Below are 16,706 nucleotides of genomic sequence, written 5' to 3'. Positions count from 1 at the left end.
ACGCCCAGCCCGGGACGGCACCGGCCGAGGACCGGCGGCCCCGCGACTCAACTACGATCCATGACATGACCGCTGCGATGTCCAGCACATCTTCCGAGCGCGCGCGGCGACGCCGACCGCGACTGAGCGATGAAGCGGCCGTCCACGTCCGTGAGCTGATCATCTCCGGTCAGTTGAAAGCCGGGGAGTACATCCGCCCGGAAGTGGTCGCCGACGATCTCGGCATGAGTGCCACCCCTGCCCGCGAAGGCCTGCTGCAATTGCAGACCGAGGGGTTTCTCAAGGTCGAACCCCGTCGTGGGTTCGTGGTCTCGCCCTTGTCGCCGAAGGACGTCAGCGACACCTTCGAAGCCCAGGCCCTCCTGGCCGGCGAACTGTGCGCCCGTACCGCGGGGCTCGCCACCTCGGCCGATGTCAAGGCCCTGCAGAACATCCAGACCAGGCTGGAGGAGGCTGCCGAACGCGGCGACCTCGCGGAGGTCGAGGAGCTCAACTTCGAATTCCACCGGGCCATCTACCATATTTCGGACGCGCCCAAGATCCACTGGCTCCTCGCCTCGACCCTCCGTTACGCACCCCGCCGGTTCTACCCCACCATCGGCGGATGGCCGGACGCCTCCTCCCACGACCACCACGCCATCCTCAAGGCCCTGCGCGCCTCCGACAGCGAAGCCGCACGCCAGGCCATGGCCGGCCATATCCGCCGCGCCGGCGAACTGCTCGCCCAGCACCTCTCCACGGACCGCTGACATCCGTGGGTAGTTACGCGACGGGGGCGCCGATGCCGTGCCCTACTTCGCGAACGGCCCGCCCCAGCAGGCCGTGCCCCGTCCAGGGCCTGGCCCTGCGGTGCGGGCACCGCCTCCGGCGGCCCGCTGGTGTCCTCGTCGAAGCGGGCCCGGCCACCGGCCCCGGCCCCGGCCCCGGCGAACCGGTTGTACATCGTCTACAACCCGGTCCCCCGACGTTGTTCCCCCGGTGGGGCCGAACGCCGGATCCCCGGCTCACACCGTTGATTCGTCCTCGCCGGGGGCGGCCTCCGCAGAGCTGGTCCGGAGCATGATCCGGCGCTCGACGACCTTGACCCGCTCGCGGCCCTCACGTTCGCCGAGCGAGCGCTCGTAGGCATCCAGGCGATGCCAGCCCTCCCAAGTGGTGTACGCGATCTTCCTGCTCGCCAGGAACGCCACGACGGCCTCCTCCCCGGGCGTTTCGGCGCTGCGGAGCCGGTCGTTGCGGTAGTCCTCGACGAGGCAGGCCACGGTCTCGTTGGCGTCCCCCTTGGTATGGCCGATCAGGCCGACCGGTCCCCGCTTGATCCACCCCGTCACGTACGTGGACGCCAGGTGCGCGCCGGCCTCGACGACCCTGCCCGCCTCGTGGGGGACGGTGCCGGACAAGGTGTCGAACGGCAGCTTCGGCAGCTCGGCGGACCGGTAGCCCACAGCGCGGTAGGCGGCCTGCACGTCCCAGTCGCGGAAGCGGCCGGTGCCCTTCACGTTGCCGGTGCCGTCGAGCTCCATCCGCTCGGTGCGCAGTCCGACGACCTTGCCGTCCTCGCCGAGGATCTCGACGGGCGACTCGAAGAAGTGCAGGAACAACCGGTGCGGGCGGTCGCCGACATCGCGGATGGCCCACTTCTCCAAAGTGGCCGCGACCATATCGGCCTGCTTGTTCCCCCGGCGGGTGGCGATGCTGCCGTCGTCGTACTCGATGTCCTCGGGGTCGACGATGACCTCGATGTTCGGGGAGTGGTCGAGCTCGCGGAGCTCCATCGGGCTGAACTTGGCCTGCGCCGGTCCGCGCCGGCCGAATACATGCACCTCAACGGCCTTGTTGGCCGCCAGGCCCTGGTGGACATTCGGGGGGATCTCGGTGGGCAGCAGCTCATCGGCGGTCTTGGCCAGGATACGGGCCACATCGAGCGCGACGTTGCCGACGCCGAGCACCGCGACCTTCCGCGCGTCCAGGGGCCAGTCACGGGGGACGTCGGGGTGGCCGTCGTACCAGGACACGAAGTCGGCCGCGCCGTGCGAGCCGTCGAGCTCGGCGCCCGGAATCATGAGGTCGCGGTCCGCGTCGGCGCCGGTGGAGAAGATCACCGCGTCGTAGAACCGGTGCAGCTCGTCGAGACCGAGGTCACCGGGGTAGCCGACATTGCCGAAAAGGCGGATCTGGGGTTTGTCCAGAACCTGGTGCAGCGCGCTGATGATCCCCTTGATCCGCGGATGATCGGGGGCCACGCCGTAACGGATCAGACCGAACGGGGCTGGAAGCCGCTCAAACAGGTCGATCGACACACCGGGGTCCTGACCGACGTCCGACTTCATCAAAGCATCGGCGGCGTAGATCCCGGCGGGACCGGCTCCGATGATCGCTACTCGTATAGGACGAGGCATGGATGAGTATTCCTCCGGCTAACGGGACCCTGGAACAGGACCGGGCAGATCAAGCGGCCCGCCGCCGAGCGGGCGGCGAAGAGCAGATCCGACAACGCCGTCGGGCTGCCACCTGCGGGATCTCACGGTAACCGACCGCTCTTACGCACCGGCCGCCGGGAGCCCGACGTCGGATCACGGACGTGACCGCGCGACGGCGGGCGGCACGGTCCTTGCAACGGCGGCCCGCCGCAGCGGGGCGGATCGAGGTGTACGCGGCATCGACAACGGCGCTACGATCACTCGGTGGCGTTCGCGCTGCCCTTCACCTTCGACCACGACGACTACGTCCAGATCCTCACCGACATCGCCACCAAGCTCGGCCCGGCCCTGGGCCGGCGCCCTGCCGCCTGACCCCCGGCCCGCGATCACGGGAGGCTGGAGCAACCGGGCGAGCTCAGAACGCGGACCGTGCTCAGAAGCCGTCAACGGCTCCATAGCCGCCGCCGTGCGCGGCGACTTCGGCGACGTCCGGTTCACCGAGCGCACCAAACCCGCCGCAACCTCTACCTCGACCGGCTGGAACAGGCCCACCTCGCCCGGCAGATCAGTTCCCGCATCGAGGAATTCCGCGACGAACTGCGCCGCCAACGCCCACCGCGCACCATCCCCCCGCTGATTCCCCGGCAAGGACCGTCCGACGGCCACAGCCATCACGCACGGGCCGCGGCCAGGGCGCGTCGGCACAGTTGGTCGGCCTGGCGGGTGGTCTCCGGGAGGCGGTAGCGCGGGGCCAACGCGAGCGTGTGGGCACAGGCATGGTCGAGGTCGATACGGTGTCCGGCCGAAACGAAGACCGGTTTCACGCCTCGCTGGGTGCGCAACGCGCGACCGACAATCTGCTCTCCGTCCCGGAGCGGAGAACTCTGGCCGCGTTGGGCCCCAGGCGTGTCGAAAGCATAGAGAAAGGGAGACTTGGCGACTCCGAAGGTAGGGATTCCGGTGAGCACACCGAGATGGCTCGCCAGCCCGAGGCGTCGCGGATGGGCGAAGCCATAGCCGTCACAGACGATGAGATCGGGGGCGTGTCGGAGAGCGGCGAGCGCATCGAGGACAACAGGAAGCTCGCGGAACGCGAGCAAGCCCGAAACGTAGGGAAACGTGATGTGACCGATTGCGGTGGCCTGGTCGATCACCAGATGACTTGCGGCATCCAGCACCACTGCGGCGGCAACAGCCCTGTTGTGGGCATCGTCGTAGGCCACATCGACACCCACGATCATGCCACCGTTCGTGAGATCCGGTCCGGGTCCGGTGATATCCACCAGATCACGCAGACGCTCCTGTTCGCGGACCGCGGCCTCTTCCGAGGTAGGCCATCGGGAACTATGGGGGACAAGCATCGAGGGAGACTCCAATCCGACGCCACATTCGATCATTTGGGCTCAGCCAGGTCCGAAAAGAATCGTTGGACGCTATGCCCCACAGGATGAAACCGTCGCTTCCATGACCGCATCGGTACCAGGAACCTCACCGCATACCGCCGAACACGCCGTCGACGTGCTGCGCTACTCGGCTTTCACCACCGATCCCTCGGGCGGCAACCCCGCCGGCGTGGTCCTCGGCACCGGAGCACTGGCCGACACCGCGATACTGGCCGTCGCCGCCCGGATCGGCTACTCGGAGACCGCGTTCGTCACGGCGCGGGACGAGGCCGCACGCCGTTACCGGGTGCGGTATTTCAGCCCCCGCGCCGAGGTCGCCTTCTGCGGGCACGCCACGATCGCCACCGCGGCCGCCCTCGCCGAGCGCAGCGGCCCCGGCGAACTCGTCTTCGACACCGCGGCGGGTGAGATCCGCGTTACGACCACCACCGGCGACGGACCGCCCCGGGCCACCCTCACCAGCGTCCCCGGCCACTCCCGCCCGGCGGAGGCCGTCCGGCTCCCGGAGGAGTGAGACCGTGATGCCGTTCCGCACGGTCCTGTCGGACGGGGACTACCAGCCGGTGCGGTGACACCCCACGTAGTGGGGCATGCCAACCCGACGCCGGGCACGCCGGCTGAGGTGGCGGCCGGGCCAGGTGTGCGGATCACCCTTGAGCCGCTTCCAGCCGCCGGCCGGGAAGCCGCCACCCGGTCCCCGCGCCCCGGGCCGGCCGGCCAAGTCATCCTGGGAGGGGACCCACGCCTGCGGGGGGCCCACTCCAGCGCAGTGTCCCGTGGCGAGCGACAAGGCCGCGTCGCTGTGGCCGCTCAGCGGTAGCGGATGAGGTGGAGGGAGCGCACACCGTTGTTGTCCAGTTCGGCAGGGGCGTCGCGGGCGGCGTCGATCAGGACGAGGCCCGTGGGGGTGTGGGCGGCGACGACGAGCAGGCCGACGGACTCGCGGCCCTGGGGGTCGTTGCGGCGCACCCAGACCACCGCACGGGCGCCCTCGGGAGAGGTGGCGAGTTCGGCGAGGACGGTGGGCCAGGCGGTGTGATCGGTGACGGAGACGACGGACCCGAGCCGGCTCATCGTCGACGGCATCCACGCGGCGGGACCAGGCTTGGGAGGCAGGTCAAGGCCCTCGGTGCCTGGTTCAGTGCCGGCATCCCAGCGGGCGAGCCAGCCCCACGGGTCGGAGTTGGGCAGTCCGAACGGCTCGCGGTGGTCCTTGGGGACGACCAGGGCGGCGTCGAGCATCGCGTCGGCCGGACGTCCGCCGCTCAGGAACGCCTTGGTGTTGCAGGCGAACAGCCAGCCCCGCGCGAGTTCGTCGGCGGGCGACGGCGCGACCAGGGCGACCTCACCCCTGTACACGTCCGCCAGCCATTCCTCCGCTTTGCTGATCGCCGACGCCGAGTCTGCGGCCGGCCGGCGCCAAGCGGGTCCTTCCGGCCCGGAGTCCGGGCCGCCACCTCCCGGGAAACGGGCCAGGGTCAGTTGGCGGATCCCGGCAGGCTCAAGGCGCGCCAGCCGGCCTGCCTGCGGATCGAGCAGCACGACCTGGCCATTGTTGTTCTGCGCGTAGATCAGGTGCCCGGTGGCCTCGGCACCATGAAGCTCGCGGCGGATCCAGACCACGCCCCGGGTGTCCGGGCCGGGCGCCTGTACCGCGGCGATGACCTCGTCCCAGCCGGCGCAGGCGGACACCTCGGCGGCGGGGAAGTAGCCGCGGACCAGGCGGTCCCACCAACCGGGCGCCTCATGGTAGGGCCGCCAGGCCAGCGGGGTGGCCCGGCCGCCGTTCAGGGCGGCGTCCGCAGCCAGGACGCAGCCACGTGCGTTCGTGCGCAGTGCCTGGGACTCGGGGTCGCGGGGTACCGGGTCACGGTCGAAGGCGGCCAGGTCGCCCCAGGGGTCGTCGGTGGCCGGATGGAAGGGCTGGGTCCCGTTCTTCGGAACCGCGACGAGCGAGGTCAGCATGGCGGTATCCGGGTAACCGGGCACCGGCCGCGCGCGGCAGCCGAAGAGCCACGCCTGGGCCCCTTCCGCGACCGGGGCGGGGGCGGACAGTTCCACCATTCCCTGGTAGCGGTGGCGCAGCCAGCTGTCGGCCTGTTCAGTCGGATTCGTCATGTGCTCAGGACAGCCTCTGCGGGCGTTGCCCGGTGGCCAGCCACGCCTCCGACTCTTCGACGGTGTAGGCGGAAGGATGAAAGACGACGTCCGACTTGTCCTTGAAGACGACGACGAGCCTCAACAAGGGCGCCTGGGTGAAATCACCGGTGTCGATGTGCTCCTGGGAGTCGAACAGCACCGTCCAGGCAAGGGAGTGCTCCACAGCCTCCGCCGGATCGATGACGATGGTCGGGGGGCCGTCACCGTAGATCCCGTGCAGGAAGACACGTGCCGTCTCCACGGCCTCTTCTCTGGTCATTTGAGCAGTCCGATCGGCTGTTCGGCGGGGCAGTTACTTGTAGGGCATGTACAAGACATGGCTGACATTCTTTTCCAGTTGGCCGAGATGACCTGACTGCCCATCAAGGAAGACGACTCCATTGCGATCGTGGATCACATTGAAAACATGGGCCGTCCCATTCGGTCTGGATATGTAGACGACTCCACGGGATCCCTCACCCCTCTTGTCCATGTCCTCGATGACCTTGTCGTAGCTCCCGACATCCTCCCAGTCGGCGTTGGGGTTTCCCAGCGTCGCCTTGTCCGGCCACTTCTCCGAGGCCAGCGGAGCGGCGGTGGAGTCATGGCCGTCCAGCCGGCCGTTCACCGCCTCCACATTCTGCGAGCAATTGATATCGTATCCGGGCCCCTGGCCGTTCACATCCTTCAGCCACGGGTACTGGTCGTTCTCGAACTTGAGCCGCGTTTCCGCGTCCGCGACATCGTTGTGAATGGCCTTCGCGGAGACATGATCCGTCGACTGGGCCAAATGCTTCCAGTCGTGAGTCGCCTCGTTGTCCGCAGTGGTGGGATCGATGGTCCAGCCGTCGGGCAGCGCCTGGCCGCTGTTCGCCACGCCGTGCTCGGCGGCGTTCTCCGCCTCGCCCTTGGCGGCGTTCTCCATAATGCCGACGGACTCGCGTTCGGCGACGGACGCCTCCACGCTGCCGCCGTCCGTCAGGACTCCGGCGGCGAGGTTGGTGACGAGCTTGCCGAACGCCTCGGCCGGGTCGGATCCCCAGCCGGAACCGGCGAGGGCGGATACCAGCTCGGTGGGGTGGTTGCTGGCATGCAGCATTCCGGCGACCGTGGTGTTGATGTGGTCCAGGTACATCGCCGGATGGGTGAGGTTGTACGGGTCCTCCGGGTTCAGACCACGGGCGAACTTCAGCAGGTCCGCCCCGCCCTTCACCAGGCCGCCGGTGAAATGGTCCGCCCCGACCTGCGCGCCGGTTGCCAGGTCACTGGCGTCGTCCAGGAGCCGGGTGGCGAAGCCCGGCTCGGCCGGGGCGGTGGCGGTGGCTGCCCGGAGCGCCTCACCGGCGGTCTTGGCGGCGGAGTCCCGCTGGACGCGCGCCTGGTGAAGGTACATCTCTGCCAGGTTCATCTGGGTCAGATGACTGTCGCCCTGGAACTGCCCTGGCTTGACCGGGGCGGTCCCGGCGTCGCGGCCGGCGGAGACCGCCTGGTTGTAGCTCTTCACCTGGGCGTTGTAGGTGTCGACCTGCTTGTTGTACGCGTTCTTGGCGCTGTCGTAGGCATCGGATGCCTTGCGGTACCGGTCTATGCACTCCTTCGCCCGGCCCTGTGCCCACTCCACCGTGTGCGCATAGGTCTCCAGCGCGCCGGCGGCCTTCTCACACGCGGCCGACGCCGTCAGCCACTGCTTGGGATGCGGCGCGAACTTGGCGCGGAACGCCTCCGCGGCCTGGCCCTGCCAGTGCTCGGAGTCCAGCCGGGAAAGCCCCGACCCCGTCGAGTCGAACGCCGCGTGGAACTTCCGCAGGTGCCCGACGGACTGGCGGATCGCGGCCGCATCCCCGTGGATGAGCTGCTTGGGGTCCTCGCTCTGGCCCAGTTCGAGCTCGGCGATGTCCGCGCCGAGACTGTCGGCAGTACGGTCGCCCCACTGGTCCACCGCGTGGGCAGCGCCGTCCAGGCCGACCGCGTCCAGCCCGGAGCCGACCACATGCGCCGCACTGTCGATGACCTCGCCGGTCGCCTTCTTCCCGGCGTCCCAGACTTCGCCTACCAGGTCCCCGAAACCCATGTCAGCCCTGCTTCTGCTCGGGACCGACGATGTTGTTCTGCAGTTGGTCGTACTCCTGGCCCAGTCCCACCTGGTCCGCCACCTTCTTCTGGATGCCCATCGGGCCGTCCATCAGGTCCCGGCCCTCAGCCTGCCAGGTCTGCCCGGAGTGCAGCGCCGACTGCTCGAACGACTTTTCCGAATAGTCCGCGTCCCGGACCTGCGTGAACGGGTTGTCCGACAGCGTCTTGCCCCACGACTGGGCTTCCACCTGGTCCTGCGTCAGGTACGGATTGCCCGTCGCGGCGTTCACCACGTCCTTCAACGTCCCCTCGGTGTACTGCTCCTGGTCGTAGTAGATGCCCGCCGACAGACCCAGCCGCTTCGCGATCTCGTTCCCGTCCTGCACCAGCGTCCGCACACCCCACGACCATCGCTCGCAGAACGCGTCGAAATCACCCCGCAGACCCGCGTTACCGAGCTGCATCCCGGTCAACTCGACATTGGAGAAACCCCGGCCGACCTCGCCGCTCTCCTCGATACCCAGGCTCTTCAGCTCGCTGATCGCGCCATTGATGCCCTCAGCGGCCAGCTTCAGCGCTTCCGGATCGACCTGATACCCGCCGCTCACGCCGCCACCGCCACGGCCTCCGGCACAATCCCCACCACCGGCGGAAGCAACGCGGGCCACGGCCCCGCCACATCCACCGCGACCCCCGCCGGAACACCCATCGCCGGGACCGCCACCTCCAGCAACCGCGCCCCGTACACGCTCATATACGGCACCTCGGCCCCGGCATCGATGCCCCGCGAGGCCGCGAACCGGCTCAGCGCCTCCTCACCGGTAAAAGCGAGCAGCCACCGCACACCCTCAGCATCCACCGACCACAAACCCCCCTCACACAGCGGAACAAGAGCGAGAGCGCGCCGGAACTCAGCCACCAGCCCCCGCCCGTTCATGCGCCCCAGATGCATGTCAGCGATCCGACCCGCCAACTCCGCCGCACCCATCACGTGCCTCTCACCCCTCCGCTTCCCGCAGCGGCCGCCGCTCCGGCCCGTTCGAGTACCCGCACGTCCCAGGCATGAGGGTACCGCCGGCCCTACCCGCTCACTTCTTGACGGTGAAGTACTGCCACGCCCCCAGGGCCGCTCAGGGCGTGACAGCCTGAAGTAGTCACCGCATGCAAGGCGTTGCTCCCCGCAGGGGACAGGTATCTGCATGTCCGCCGTCAACCGCGAGACCATTGCTCGCGCGGAGAGTCCGCTCATGTGACAGACGTTCGATCACTTCGCGGAGCGGTCACCCGAAGTCTCGCCGCCTGCTCTTGCCGCGGCTGCGGTGCGGTGCGGTTCGGTGCGGACCGAAATTGGGATGTGTGAACGGGGTGGGACTGATAGTTTCCGGTTCGTGCCGAAGCTGAATCAGATAATCGCCGTGGAAAAGGGCGTCAAGTCCAAGTCGCTCCAGGAGCTGACCCAGGCTCACCATGACCTCCAGAAGCCCGCCTTGCTGGCCGGCATTTCTCGGACGTACCAGCCCAAGGACGAGGAGGGCGAGCAGCTGCCGCCGGAGTCCACCCGGGTTCAGGCCAAGGCCGAGGACATTCTGAGGACGACCGCGGCGACTCTTACCCGGCTCTTCGACGTGACGGCGACCAAGGACTGGGCGAACCGCACCGCCAGCGCCGATGTCGTCGTGGACGGCACGGTGCTGCTGGCCCAGGTGCCGGTGCCGTATCTGCTCTTCCTGGAGAAGCAGCTCACAGATCTGCACACGTTCGTACGCAAGCTCCCGATGCTGGACGCTTCCGAGTCCTGGAACCTCGATCCGTCGACGGACTCCTGGAAGACGGACCCGGTACGTACGATCCGCACCAAGAAGGTCCCGCGCAACCATGTGAAGGCCGAGGCCACCGAGAAGCACCCGGCGCAGGTCGAGGTGTACTACGAGGACATCCCCGTGGGGTACTGGACCACGGTGAAGTTCTCCGGCGCGCTTCCCGCCCGGCGGGTGAACGATCTGCTCGACCGGGTCGAGAAGCTGCAGCAGGCCGTCAAGTACGCCCGCGAGGAGGCCAACAGCACCGAGGTCACCGACCAGCGGGTCGGCGACGCGGTATTCGGCTACCTGTTCCGCTAGGTTCCGGTAGCCTCATGATCGCCCCCCGTGAGAGCGGGGGGTGCGCGAGAGCGCAAGCTGAAACTGAAGTTGAAGCTGAACAGGGGTATCAGTTGAGGGTTCAAATCCCTCCCCCGGCACACGCGCCGGGGTGGCCCAAGTCTGGAAGAGGCGGCCCCCTGAATCTCAGATTCTCGCTCAAGTCTCAGCATTCGCCGCCGAACACCGGATCGACCGAGTGCGGACGATCATCGACGGATGCAGGTTCAAGTCCTGTCTGTGCCTCTCCTCGTGGCACGGTAGTTCAAAGGCAGAACACGTCGATCTAAGAATGATCCGCGGCTCTTAAACGCCGCCGGTGTGCGCAATTGGGTGGCAAATAGGGGCCCGGGCAGCTGGATACCGCTCCCGGGCTCCGTCACATCTCCCAGCGACAACTCTGAGGTCCCGGGCCGCCCGGCAACGCTGTCCCCGGCTGCGTCGCGGTCTTCCCACTGAACCTCATTTGCCGCCGCTACTGGCCGGTCAGCGTGGGCATGCTGCTCACGCCGGCGTCAGGACGACGGGCTCGCGGTCGCTGCGGACTGGCCCGGGGAGCGCACGGGGAGCAGAGCCTTGCAGGACGTGTAGGCCTTGGCGGTCTTGGCGTCGGCGGTGTTCAGGCTGCGCATGACATTGCCCTGGGCGCCGGGTGAAGCGGAGGGCAGCACGACTCCGTGGTCCTTCATGCAACTGGTGAACGCGCTGATGGCCGACGCATTCGCGTTGCCGTTCCCGGCACCGCCCCCGTTACCCTGCGGACGCAGGCTCGCGCACGCCTGCGCCGCCTGCTGGAACGCCGGATTGGCCGACTGACCCCCGCCGAAACCACCACCGAAGCCACCCCCGCCGCCGGCCTGACCGCTCGGACGGCCACTCGGACGACCGCTTGGACGGCCACTCGGGAGCTTGGCCCCGTGCTGCGTGAGGCACTGCCGGTAGGCATCCATCTGTTGCGTACCGCCGGACGCGGAACCGGACGCGGAACCGGACGGCGCGGCGTTGGCCGACGTGCCGGCCGAGGAGGACGAACAGCCGCTGAGCAGCAGAGCACCTGTGGCCATGATCGCGGCGGACAATGCGGCACGTCGAGTGGTGCGGAACATGGCCGGTCTCCTCGGGGGCAGTAATGGGCTGGGGTGGCGTGCCACCGCCGCCATACTCAACCGCAGCCGCTTGGCAGATGGCTGGGAGAAACCATGGAGTTCCCTGGGAACGCGGATCCACCGCATGGGCATCATTTAGGCGATTTAGCACCACTATGAGGTGCTTCGTACCGGAGGAGGGGCGACTGCGGTGGGCGGCCACCCCCAGGAAACTCCCTGAAAGCTGCCAGGACTTCGACAAGCCCGGCGGTCAGTGTCGCTGCTATGAGAGTGCTTCCACGGCGGCGCAAGGCCGTCTTGATGAACTCGGTGCTCGGCGTCGTGCTCGTGGCAGCCGCCGCCGGTGCCTACGCGGCGGTCAACAGCGGCAGCACCGCCAAGGCCCCCACGGGGTCACGTATGGTAACGGTCGCCAAGGGCACCGTCCTGGCAACGGTCTCCGGCTCGGGATCACTGGTCTCCCCCAGTGACGCCGGAGCCGACTTCACCACCGGAGGCACCCTGACGGAGGTGAAGGTCAAACCCGGTGACAAGGTCACCAAGGGTGAGGTGCTGGCGAAGGTCTCCAAGACCACGGTCAACCAGACCCTCACCGAGCAGGAGGCGTCCCTGACCGCCGCCGAGGCCAGCCTGACCAAGGCCGAAGAAGGCCAGACGCCCACCTCCTCCCAGACCAATCCCTCACCAAGCGCGTCGGTCGACGCATCCGCGGTCGCCCAGGCGGAGGCCCAGGTGGCGCAGGCTCAGGACGCGGTGAACACGGCGCAGCAAGCCGTCGACGGCACGACACTGAAGGCCCCGGTCAGCGGCACGGTGGCGTCGGTGGCCGCTTCGGTCGGCCAGACCGTCTCCGGTACGAGCGGTACGGGTTCCAGCAACAGCTCGTCGTCGTCCTCCTCCTCGTCGACCTCCTCCTCGTCCTCGTCGTCTCCGACTGGCTTCATCGTCATCACCAACCCCAAGGGCATGCAGGTGACGGCTAATTTCTCCGAGTCGGACGCGCTGAAGCTGAAGGAGGGCCAGGCCGCCACGGTCACCTTGAACGCCCAATCGAACAAGGCCCTCAACGCCAAGGTGCTCTCGGTCAGTTCGCTGCCGACCACCAGCACCAGTAGCAGCGGGGGGTCGGGCAGCAGCACTGCCGTGCAGTACGCGGCCACCCTTGCCGTCAACGGTTCGACCACCGGCCTGCGGACCGGAATGAGCGCGAGCATCCAAGTGGTCACCGGTGAGGTGTCCAACGCGTTGTATGTCTCGTCCGCCGCTGTCACCGGTACGGGCACGAACCGCACCGTCACCGTGGTGAAGAGCGACGGCAGCACCCAGGTCGTCAACGTCACCGTGGGACTTCAGGGTGACACCAACGACGAGATCACCAGCGGCCTCACCCAGGGCGAGCAGGTGCGGATCAACAGTGTCGCTTCCACGGGCACCAACGGCTTCCCCGGTGGCGGGTTCCCGGGTGGCGGCGCGGGCCGCGCCGGCGGCGCCGGCGGTGCGCTCGGCGGCGGCGGCGGCGGAGGCCGGGGATGAGCCCGCTGCTACGCCGGCAGCGTACGGCGGAGGCCGAGCCGGCCGAGACGCTCGTGATGACCGAGATGACCGAGATGACTGAGACGGACCCGTGGGGCCCGGCACCGGTCATCGAGGTGCGGTCGCTGGTGAAGAGCTACGGTGAGGGCGAAGGGGCAGTGCACGCGCTGTCCGGGCCGGTGGACCCGGTCACCGGCCACCGGGCCGGGATCGACCTGACCGTGATGCAAGGCGACCTGGTGGCCATCATGGGCAGTTCCGGGTCCGGCAAGTCCACGCTGATGAACATCGTGGGCTGTCTGGACGTGCCGACCTCCGGCCGGTATCTGCTGGACGGTATCGATGTGGGCGGGCTGGACGAGAGCCAGTTGTCGCTGGTCCGCAACCGCAAGATCGGTTTCATCTTCCAGTCGTTCAACCTGGTGCCGCGCACGAACGCGCTCGCCCAGGTCGAGCTGCCGCTGGCCTACGCCGGAGTGAAATCGGCCGAACGCCGCCGCCGGGCGGTGGCCGCCCTCAGTGTGGTGGGACTCGGCGACCGGCTCAATCACCGGCCCAACGAGCTCTCCGGCGGCCAGCAGCAACGCGTCGCAGTCGCACGCGCCCTGGTCACCTCGCCGGCCATGCTGCTGGCCGACGAGCCGACCGGAAACCTCGACAGCCGCAGCACCGACGAGGTGCTGGGCATCGTCGACCGGCTCAACGCCACGGGACGCACTGTGGTGCTGATCACCCACGAGGACGAGGTGGCCCGGCACGCCAAGCGGGTGATCCGGCTGGTGGACGGCCAGGTCGTCGATGACGTACGGCAGGCGCCGGTGGACGGCCCGCCGCCCGCCCTGCGGGACCCGGAGGCCTTCACCATCGCCCACCACACCACTCAGCAGGCCGCCCGGCGTGCCACACAGCCGGACGCCGCGTGGCAGGCTGCTCTGCCGGATACGGCGCTCGGGGGTATGCAGCGGTGAATCCTCTCGAGACTCTGCGGTTCGCGGTGGCGGGCCTGGCTGCCAACAAGGTGCGCTCCTCGCTGACCATGCTCGGTGTCCTCATCGGTGTCGCCGCGGTCATCCTGCTGCTCGCGGTCGGCAACGGTTCCTCGCAGGCGGTGAAGAACTCCATAGAGAAGCTGGGCACCAACTCGCTGACGATCTCCTCCGGCAGCAGTTCCAGCACAAGCACCGCGACCACGATCAAACCGCTCACCCTGGACGACGCCAAAGCCTTGGCCGATCCCAAACAGGCACCGGACGTCAAGTCCGTCGCCCCCGAGGTCACCACCTCCCAGACCGCGATCTACAACGGCACCTCGCACACCGTGAGCCAGGTCGTCGGCACCTACCCGGCCTACTTCGAGGCGTCCAACAGCAAGGTCGTCAAGGGCGACTACTTCAGTAACGACGACGTGCTCAACTCCCGCAAGGTCGCAGTCATCGGCTCCACCACAGCCACCGACGTGTTCGGCACCACGGACCCGGTCGGCAAGACCATGGTGCTCGGCGGCACACCGTTCACCATCGTGGGTGAACTGGCCACCAAGGGCGGCAGCGGATTCCAGGACCCGGACGACGTGGTGATCGCACCCCTGCCCACCGTGCAGAACGCGTTCAGCGGTTTCGGCTCCCTCAACCAGATACTCGTGGAAGCCGTATCAGCCGGCGCGACCACCCCGGCGCAGAGCGAGATCACCACCGCCCTGATGGGACAGCACGGCATCACCGACGCGAACGCACTGGACTTCCGGGTCAGCAGCCAGACCTCCCTGCTGACCACCCAGGCTTCCACCACCTCTACATTCACCGTCCTGCTCGGCGCGGTAGCCGCCATCTCCCTGCTGGTCGGCGGGATCGGCATCACCAACATCATGCTGGTGACCGTGACCGAGCGGACCCGGGAGATCGGCATCCGCAAGGCGATCGGCGCCCCCAAAGGCGTCATCCTCGGCCAGTTCCTGACCGAATCGACGCTGCTGTCGCTGATCGGTGGCGGCCTGGGCGTCGCCGTCGGGGTACTCGGCTCCCGGTTCAGCATCGTCGGCATCAAACCAGTGATCATCCCCGCGTCCGTCTACGGCGCCCTCGCGATCGCCGTGGCCATCGGCCTGTTCTTCGGCAGCTACCCGGCGAACCGGGCCGCGAGCCTGCGGCCCATCGAGGCACTACGACACGAGTGACCCGACACGAATGACCGGCACGCATGACCCGACACGCATGACCCGACACCACCAGCGCCCCCGGCGGCGGCCATCGGCCGCCGCCCCCGCGATGACGATGAACCGTATGGACAGGAGTACCCGGACATGGCCCGACACCGCCCACTTGTGAAGGCTGCCGCCCCCGAACCCGCCCCAGCGTCGCCGGACGAGTCGCTGTCCCCCACGGCTCCCGGCATCCCGGGTACGCCCGATTACGTTGGCCAGCCCGATTACGTTGGCCAGCCCAATTACGGTGGCCAGCCCAATTACGGTGGCCAGCCCGATTACGTGGGCCGGCCCGAGGACGTGCTCGCCGAGCCGCCGGACATGCGGGACATCAGCGCCGAGCTGAGCGCCCCGCCCCGGCGCAAACTGCCCTGGCCAGCCCTGCTACTGACCAGCGCGGTCGTCGCGACGCTGGCCTTCACCGGAGGCGTGCTGGTGGAGAAGGGCCAGTCGTCCGGCACCACCGCCCGGCCGGGCGGTGCCGCGGGCGGTGCCGCGGCGGCGGGCGGGCGCTTCGGGGGCGCCGGGACAGGCGGACAGGCGGCAGGTGGCGGCACCGGCGCTGCCGCCGGCGGCGCAAGCGGGGTGACAGCCGGCACGATCAAGGTGGTCGACGGCAGCACGATCTATGTCACCGACGCCCAGGGCAACACCATCAAGGTAACCACCGGCAAGTCCACCCAGGTCAGCGAATCCAAGAGCGGCAAAGTCTCCGACCTGCAGCCCGGCCAGACCGTCACCGTGCGCGGCAGCCAGAGCTCCTCCGGTGACATCACCGCCACCACGGTGACGGAGGGCGGCACCGTCGGAGGGTTCGGCGGAGGCGGAGGGTTCGGCGGAGGCGGGCAAGCCGGCAGCGGGAAGGCCAGCACCGGTTCCGGGGGCTGATTGCCGCGCGTATGCGGTGAGGCGTAGCGTTCAGCAGCACTCTCGAACACACCAGAGGCCAGATGACCATGGACGCACCCGAGGCCAGCCTGCTGGTCGTCGACGACGAACCCAACATCAGGGAACTGCTGGCGGCGTCTCTGCGCTTCGTCGGGTTCAAGGTGGTGTCCGCGGCAACCGGTGCCGAAGCCCTGGCCGCGGTGGCCAAAGAACCGCCCGATCTGGTGGTTTTGGACGTGATGCTGCCAGACATGGACGGTTTTGCCGTGGTAAAGCGGCTGCGTGAGGATTCCGGCGCCTACAGCCGGACAGCAGTCGCCACCCGCGACCATCTACCTGTCCTGTTCCTCACCGCCAAAGACGGCACCGACGACAAAATCAGCGGCCTGACCGCCGGAGGCGACGACTACGTCACCAAGCCCTTCAGCCTGGAAGAACTGATAGCCCGCATCCGGGCCATTCTGCGCCGCACCGGCGGCCCGGACAATAACGGCACCCTGGTGGTCGACGACCTCGAGCTCGACCCCGTCGGCCATCAGGTGCTGCGTTCCGGCCGCGCGGTCCCGCTGTCACCAACCGAATTCAAACTGCTCGAATACCTCATGGCCAACGCCGACCGGGTGCTGTCCAAACCGCAGATCCTCGACCACGTCTGGGCCTACGACTTCGGCGGCGACCTCAGCATCGTCGAGTCGTACATCTCCTACCTGCGCCGCAAGCTCGACTCCGGCGAGGACGGCGCCCCCAAACTCATCCACACCGTACGCGGCATCGGCTATGTGCTGCGCCGCCCGCACGGATGACTG

At 68.4% G+C, this 16,706-nt stretch carries 15 protein-coding genes and 3 pseudogenes; 10 read left to right on the top strand and 8 right to left on the bottom strand.

All coding sequences use genetic code 11. The annotated features are described in order from the left end of the window. Window positions 1-65: 65 nt before the first annotated feature. Window positions 66-749: a GntR family transcriptional regulator gene (locus FCI23_RS12445; protein WP_211265295.1), complete on the top strand. Its 684-nt coding sequence runs from the start codon at window positions 66-68 to the stop codon at window positions 747-749. A gap of 255 nt (window positions 750-1,004) precedes the next feature. Here FCI23_RS12445 and FCI23_RS12440 read toward each other — a convergent pair whose 3' ends face one another. After that, on the bottom strand, window positions 1,005-2,399 hold the full coding sequence (locus FCI23_RS12440; protein ID WP_136723581.1) for an FAD-dependent oxidoreductase: 1,395 nt from the start codon (window positions 2,397-2,399) through the stop codon (window positions 1,005-1,007). Window positions 2,400-2,678: 279 nt separating this feature from the next. Between FCI23_RS12440 and FCI23_RS12435 the strand changes: the two are divergent. Together FCI23_RS12435 and FCI23_RS63665 are read left to right on the top strand one after the other, a co-directional pair. Further along, window positions 2,679-2,792, top strand: a pseudogene (locus tag FCI23_RS12435) (LLM class flavin-dependent oxidoreductase); the annotation flags it as partial. A 70-nt stretch (window positions 2,793-2,862) separates the two neighbouring features. Beyond that, window positions 2,863-3,164 (top strand): annotated as a pseudogene (locus FCI23_RS63665) (hypothetical protein); the annotation flags it as partial. Here FCI23_RS63665 and FCI23_RS12430 read toward each other — a convergent pair. Next, window positions 3,092-3,781, bottom strand: coding sequence for an endonuclease V (locus tag FCI23_RS12430; protein ID WP_136723580.1), 690 nt, complete (start codon window positions 3,779-3,781; stop codon window positions 3,092-3,094). The pseudogene FCI23_RS63665 and the gene FCI23_RS12430 sit on opposite strands and share 73 nt — an antisense overlap. 103 nt (window positions 3,782-3,884) lie before the next feature. Between FCI23_RS12430 and FCI23_RS12425 the strand changes: the two are divergent. Next, window positions 3,885-4,313, top strand: a pseudogene (locus FCI23_RS12425) (PhzF family phenazine biosynthesis isomerase); the annotation flags it as partial. A gap of 320 nt (window positions 4,314-4,633) precedes the next feature. Here the strand turns inward: FCI23_RS12425 and FCI23_RS12415 are convergent. The 5 genes from FCI23_RS12415 to FCI23_RS59465 are packed head-to-tail and all read right to left on the bottom strand — an operon-like array spanning window position 4,634 to window position 8,879. Beyond that, complete coding sequence (locus tag FCI23_RS12415; protein ID WP_136723578.1) at window positions 4,634-5,941, bottom strand: YrhB domain-containing protein; 1,308 nt, start codon at window positions 5,939-5,941, stop codon at window positions 4,634-4,636. A gap of 4 nt (window positions 5,942-5,945) precedes the next feature. Continuing rightward, a complete protein-coding gene (locus FCI23_RS12410) occupies window positions 5,946-6,242 on the bottom strand; it encodes a YrhB domain-containing protein (RefSeq protein WP_136723577.1) in 297 nt (98 codons plus the stop codon). A gap of 33 nt (window positions 6,243-6,275) precedes the next feature. Beyond that, entirely contained in the window at window positions 6,276-8,033 is a 1,758-nt protein-coding gene (locus FCI23_RS12405) for a putative T7SS-secreted protein (RefSeq protein WP_136723576.1), read from the bottom strand. 1 nt (window position 8,034) lies between these two features. Continuing rightward, window positions 8,035-8,643, bottom strand: coding sequence for a hypothetical protein (locus tag FCI23_RS12400; RefSeq protein ID WP_136723575.1), 609 nt, complete (start codon window positions 8,641-8,643; stop codon window positions 8,035-8,037). Then, entirely contained in the window at window positions 8,640-8,879 is a 240-nt protein-coding gene (locus FCI23_RS59465; protein WP_246143665.1) for a hypothetical protein, read from the bottom strand. Before FCI23_RS59465 ends, FCI23_RS12400 begins: the two co-directional genes overlap by 4 nt. A gap of 544 nt (window positions 8,880-9,423) precedes the next feature. On the opposite strand from FCI23_RS59465, the gene FCI23_RS12390 reads away from it, so the two are divergent. After that, the gene (locus FCI23_RS12390) at window positions 9,424-10,155 is read left to right on the top strand and encodes a DUF7873 family protein (RefSeq protein WP_136723573.1); all 732 of its coding nucleotides are present in this window, start codon (window positions 9,424-9,426) and stop codon (window positions 10,153-10,155) included. 533 nt (window positions 10,156-10,688) lie between these two features. Here FCI23_RS12390 and FCI23_RS12385 read toward each other — a convergent pair. Next, window positions 10,689-11,279: a hypothetical protein gene (locus tag FCI23_RS12385; protein ID WP_136723572.1), complete on the bottom strand. Its 591-nt coding sequence runs from the start codon at window positions 11,277-11,279 to the stop codon at window positions 10,689-10,691. 264 nt (window positions 11,280-11,543) lie between these two features. On the opposite strand from FCI23_RS12385, the gene FCI23_RS12380 reads away from it, so the two are divergent. From FCI23_RS12380 to FCI23_RS12360, 5 genes are all read left to right on the top strand, one after another. After that, window positions 11,544-12,812, top strand: coding sequence for an efflux RND transporter periplasmic adaptor subunit (locus tag FCI23_RS12380; RefSeq protein WP_136723571.1), 1,269 nt, complete (start codon window positions 11,544-11,546; stop codon window positions 12,810-12,812). After that, entirely contained in the window at window positions 12,809-13,780 is a 972-nt protein-coding gene (locus FCI23_RS12375) for an ABC transporter ATP-binding protein (protein ID WP_246143664.1), read from the top strand. Before FCI23_RS12380 ends, FCI23_RS12375 begins: the two co-directional genes overlap by 4 nt. Next, on the top strand, window positions 13,777-14,985 hold the full coding sequence (locus FCI23_RS12370) for an ABC transporter permease (RefSeq protein WP_136723570.1): 1,209 nt from the start codon (window positions 13,777-13,779) through the stop codon (window positions 14,983-14,985). Before FCI23_RS12375 ends, FCI23_RS12370 begins: the two co-directional genes overlap by 4 nt. A gap of 126 nt (window positions 14,986-15,111) precedes the next feature. Continuing rightward, the gene (locus FCI23_RS12365) at window positions 15,112-15,900 is read left to right on the top strand and encodes a DUF5666 domain-containing protein (protein WP_136723569.1); all 789 of its coding nucleotides are present in this window, start codon (window positions 15,112-15,114) and stop codon (window positions 15,898-15,900) included. 68 nt (window positions 15,901-15,968) lie between these two features. Further along, window positions 15,969-16,703: a response regulator transcription factor gene (locus FCI23_RS12360; protein ID WP_211265310.1), complete on the top strand. Its 735-nt coding sequence runs from the start codon at window positions 15,969-15,971 to the stop codon at window positions 16,701-16,703. Window positions 16,704-16,706: the final 3 nt, after the last annotated feature.

The sequence above is a fragment of the Actinacidiphila oryziradicis genome, from assembly GCF_005047355.1.
Classification (GTDB): domain Bacteria; phylum Actinomycetota; class Actinomycetes; order Streptomycetales; family Streptomycetaceae; genus Actinacidiphila; species Actinacidiphila oryziradicis.
Note: the sequence above shows the minus strand (reverse complement) of the source record. Positions and strands in the feature narration are given on the sequence as shown.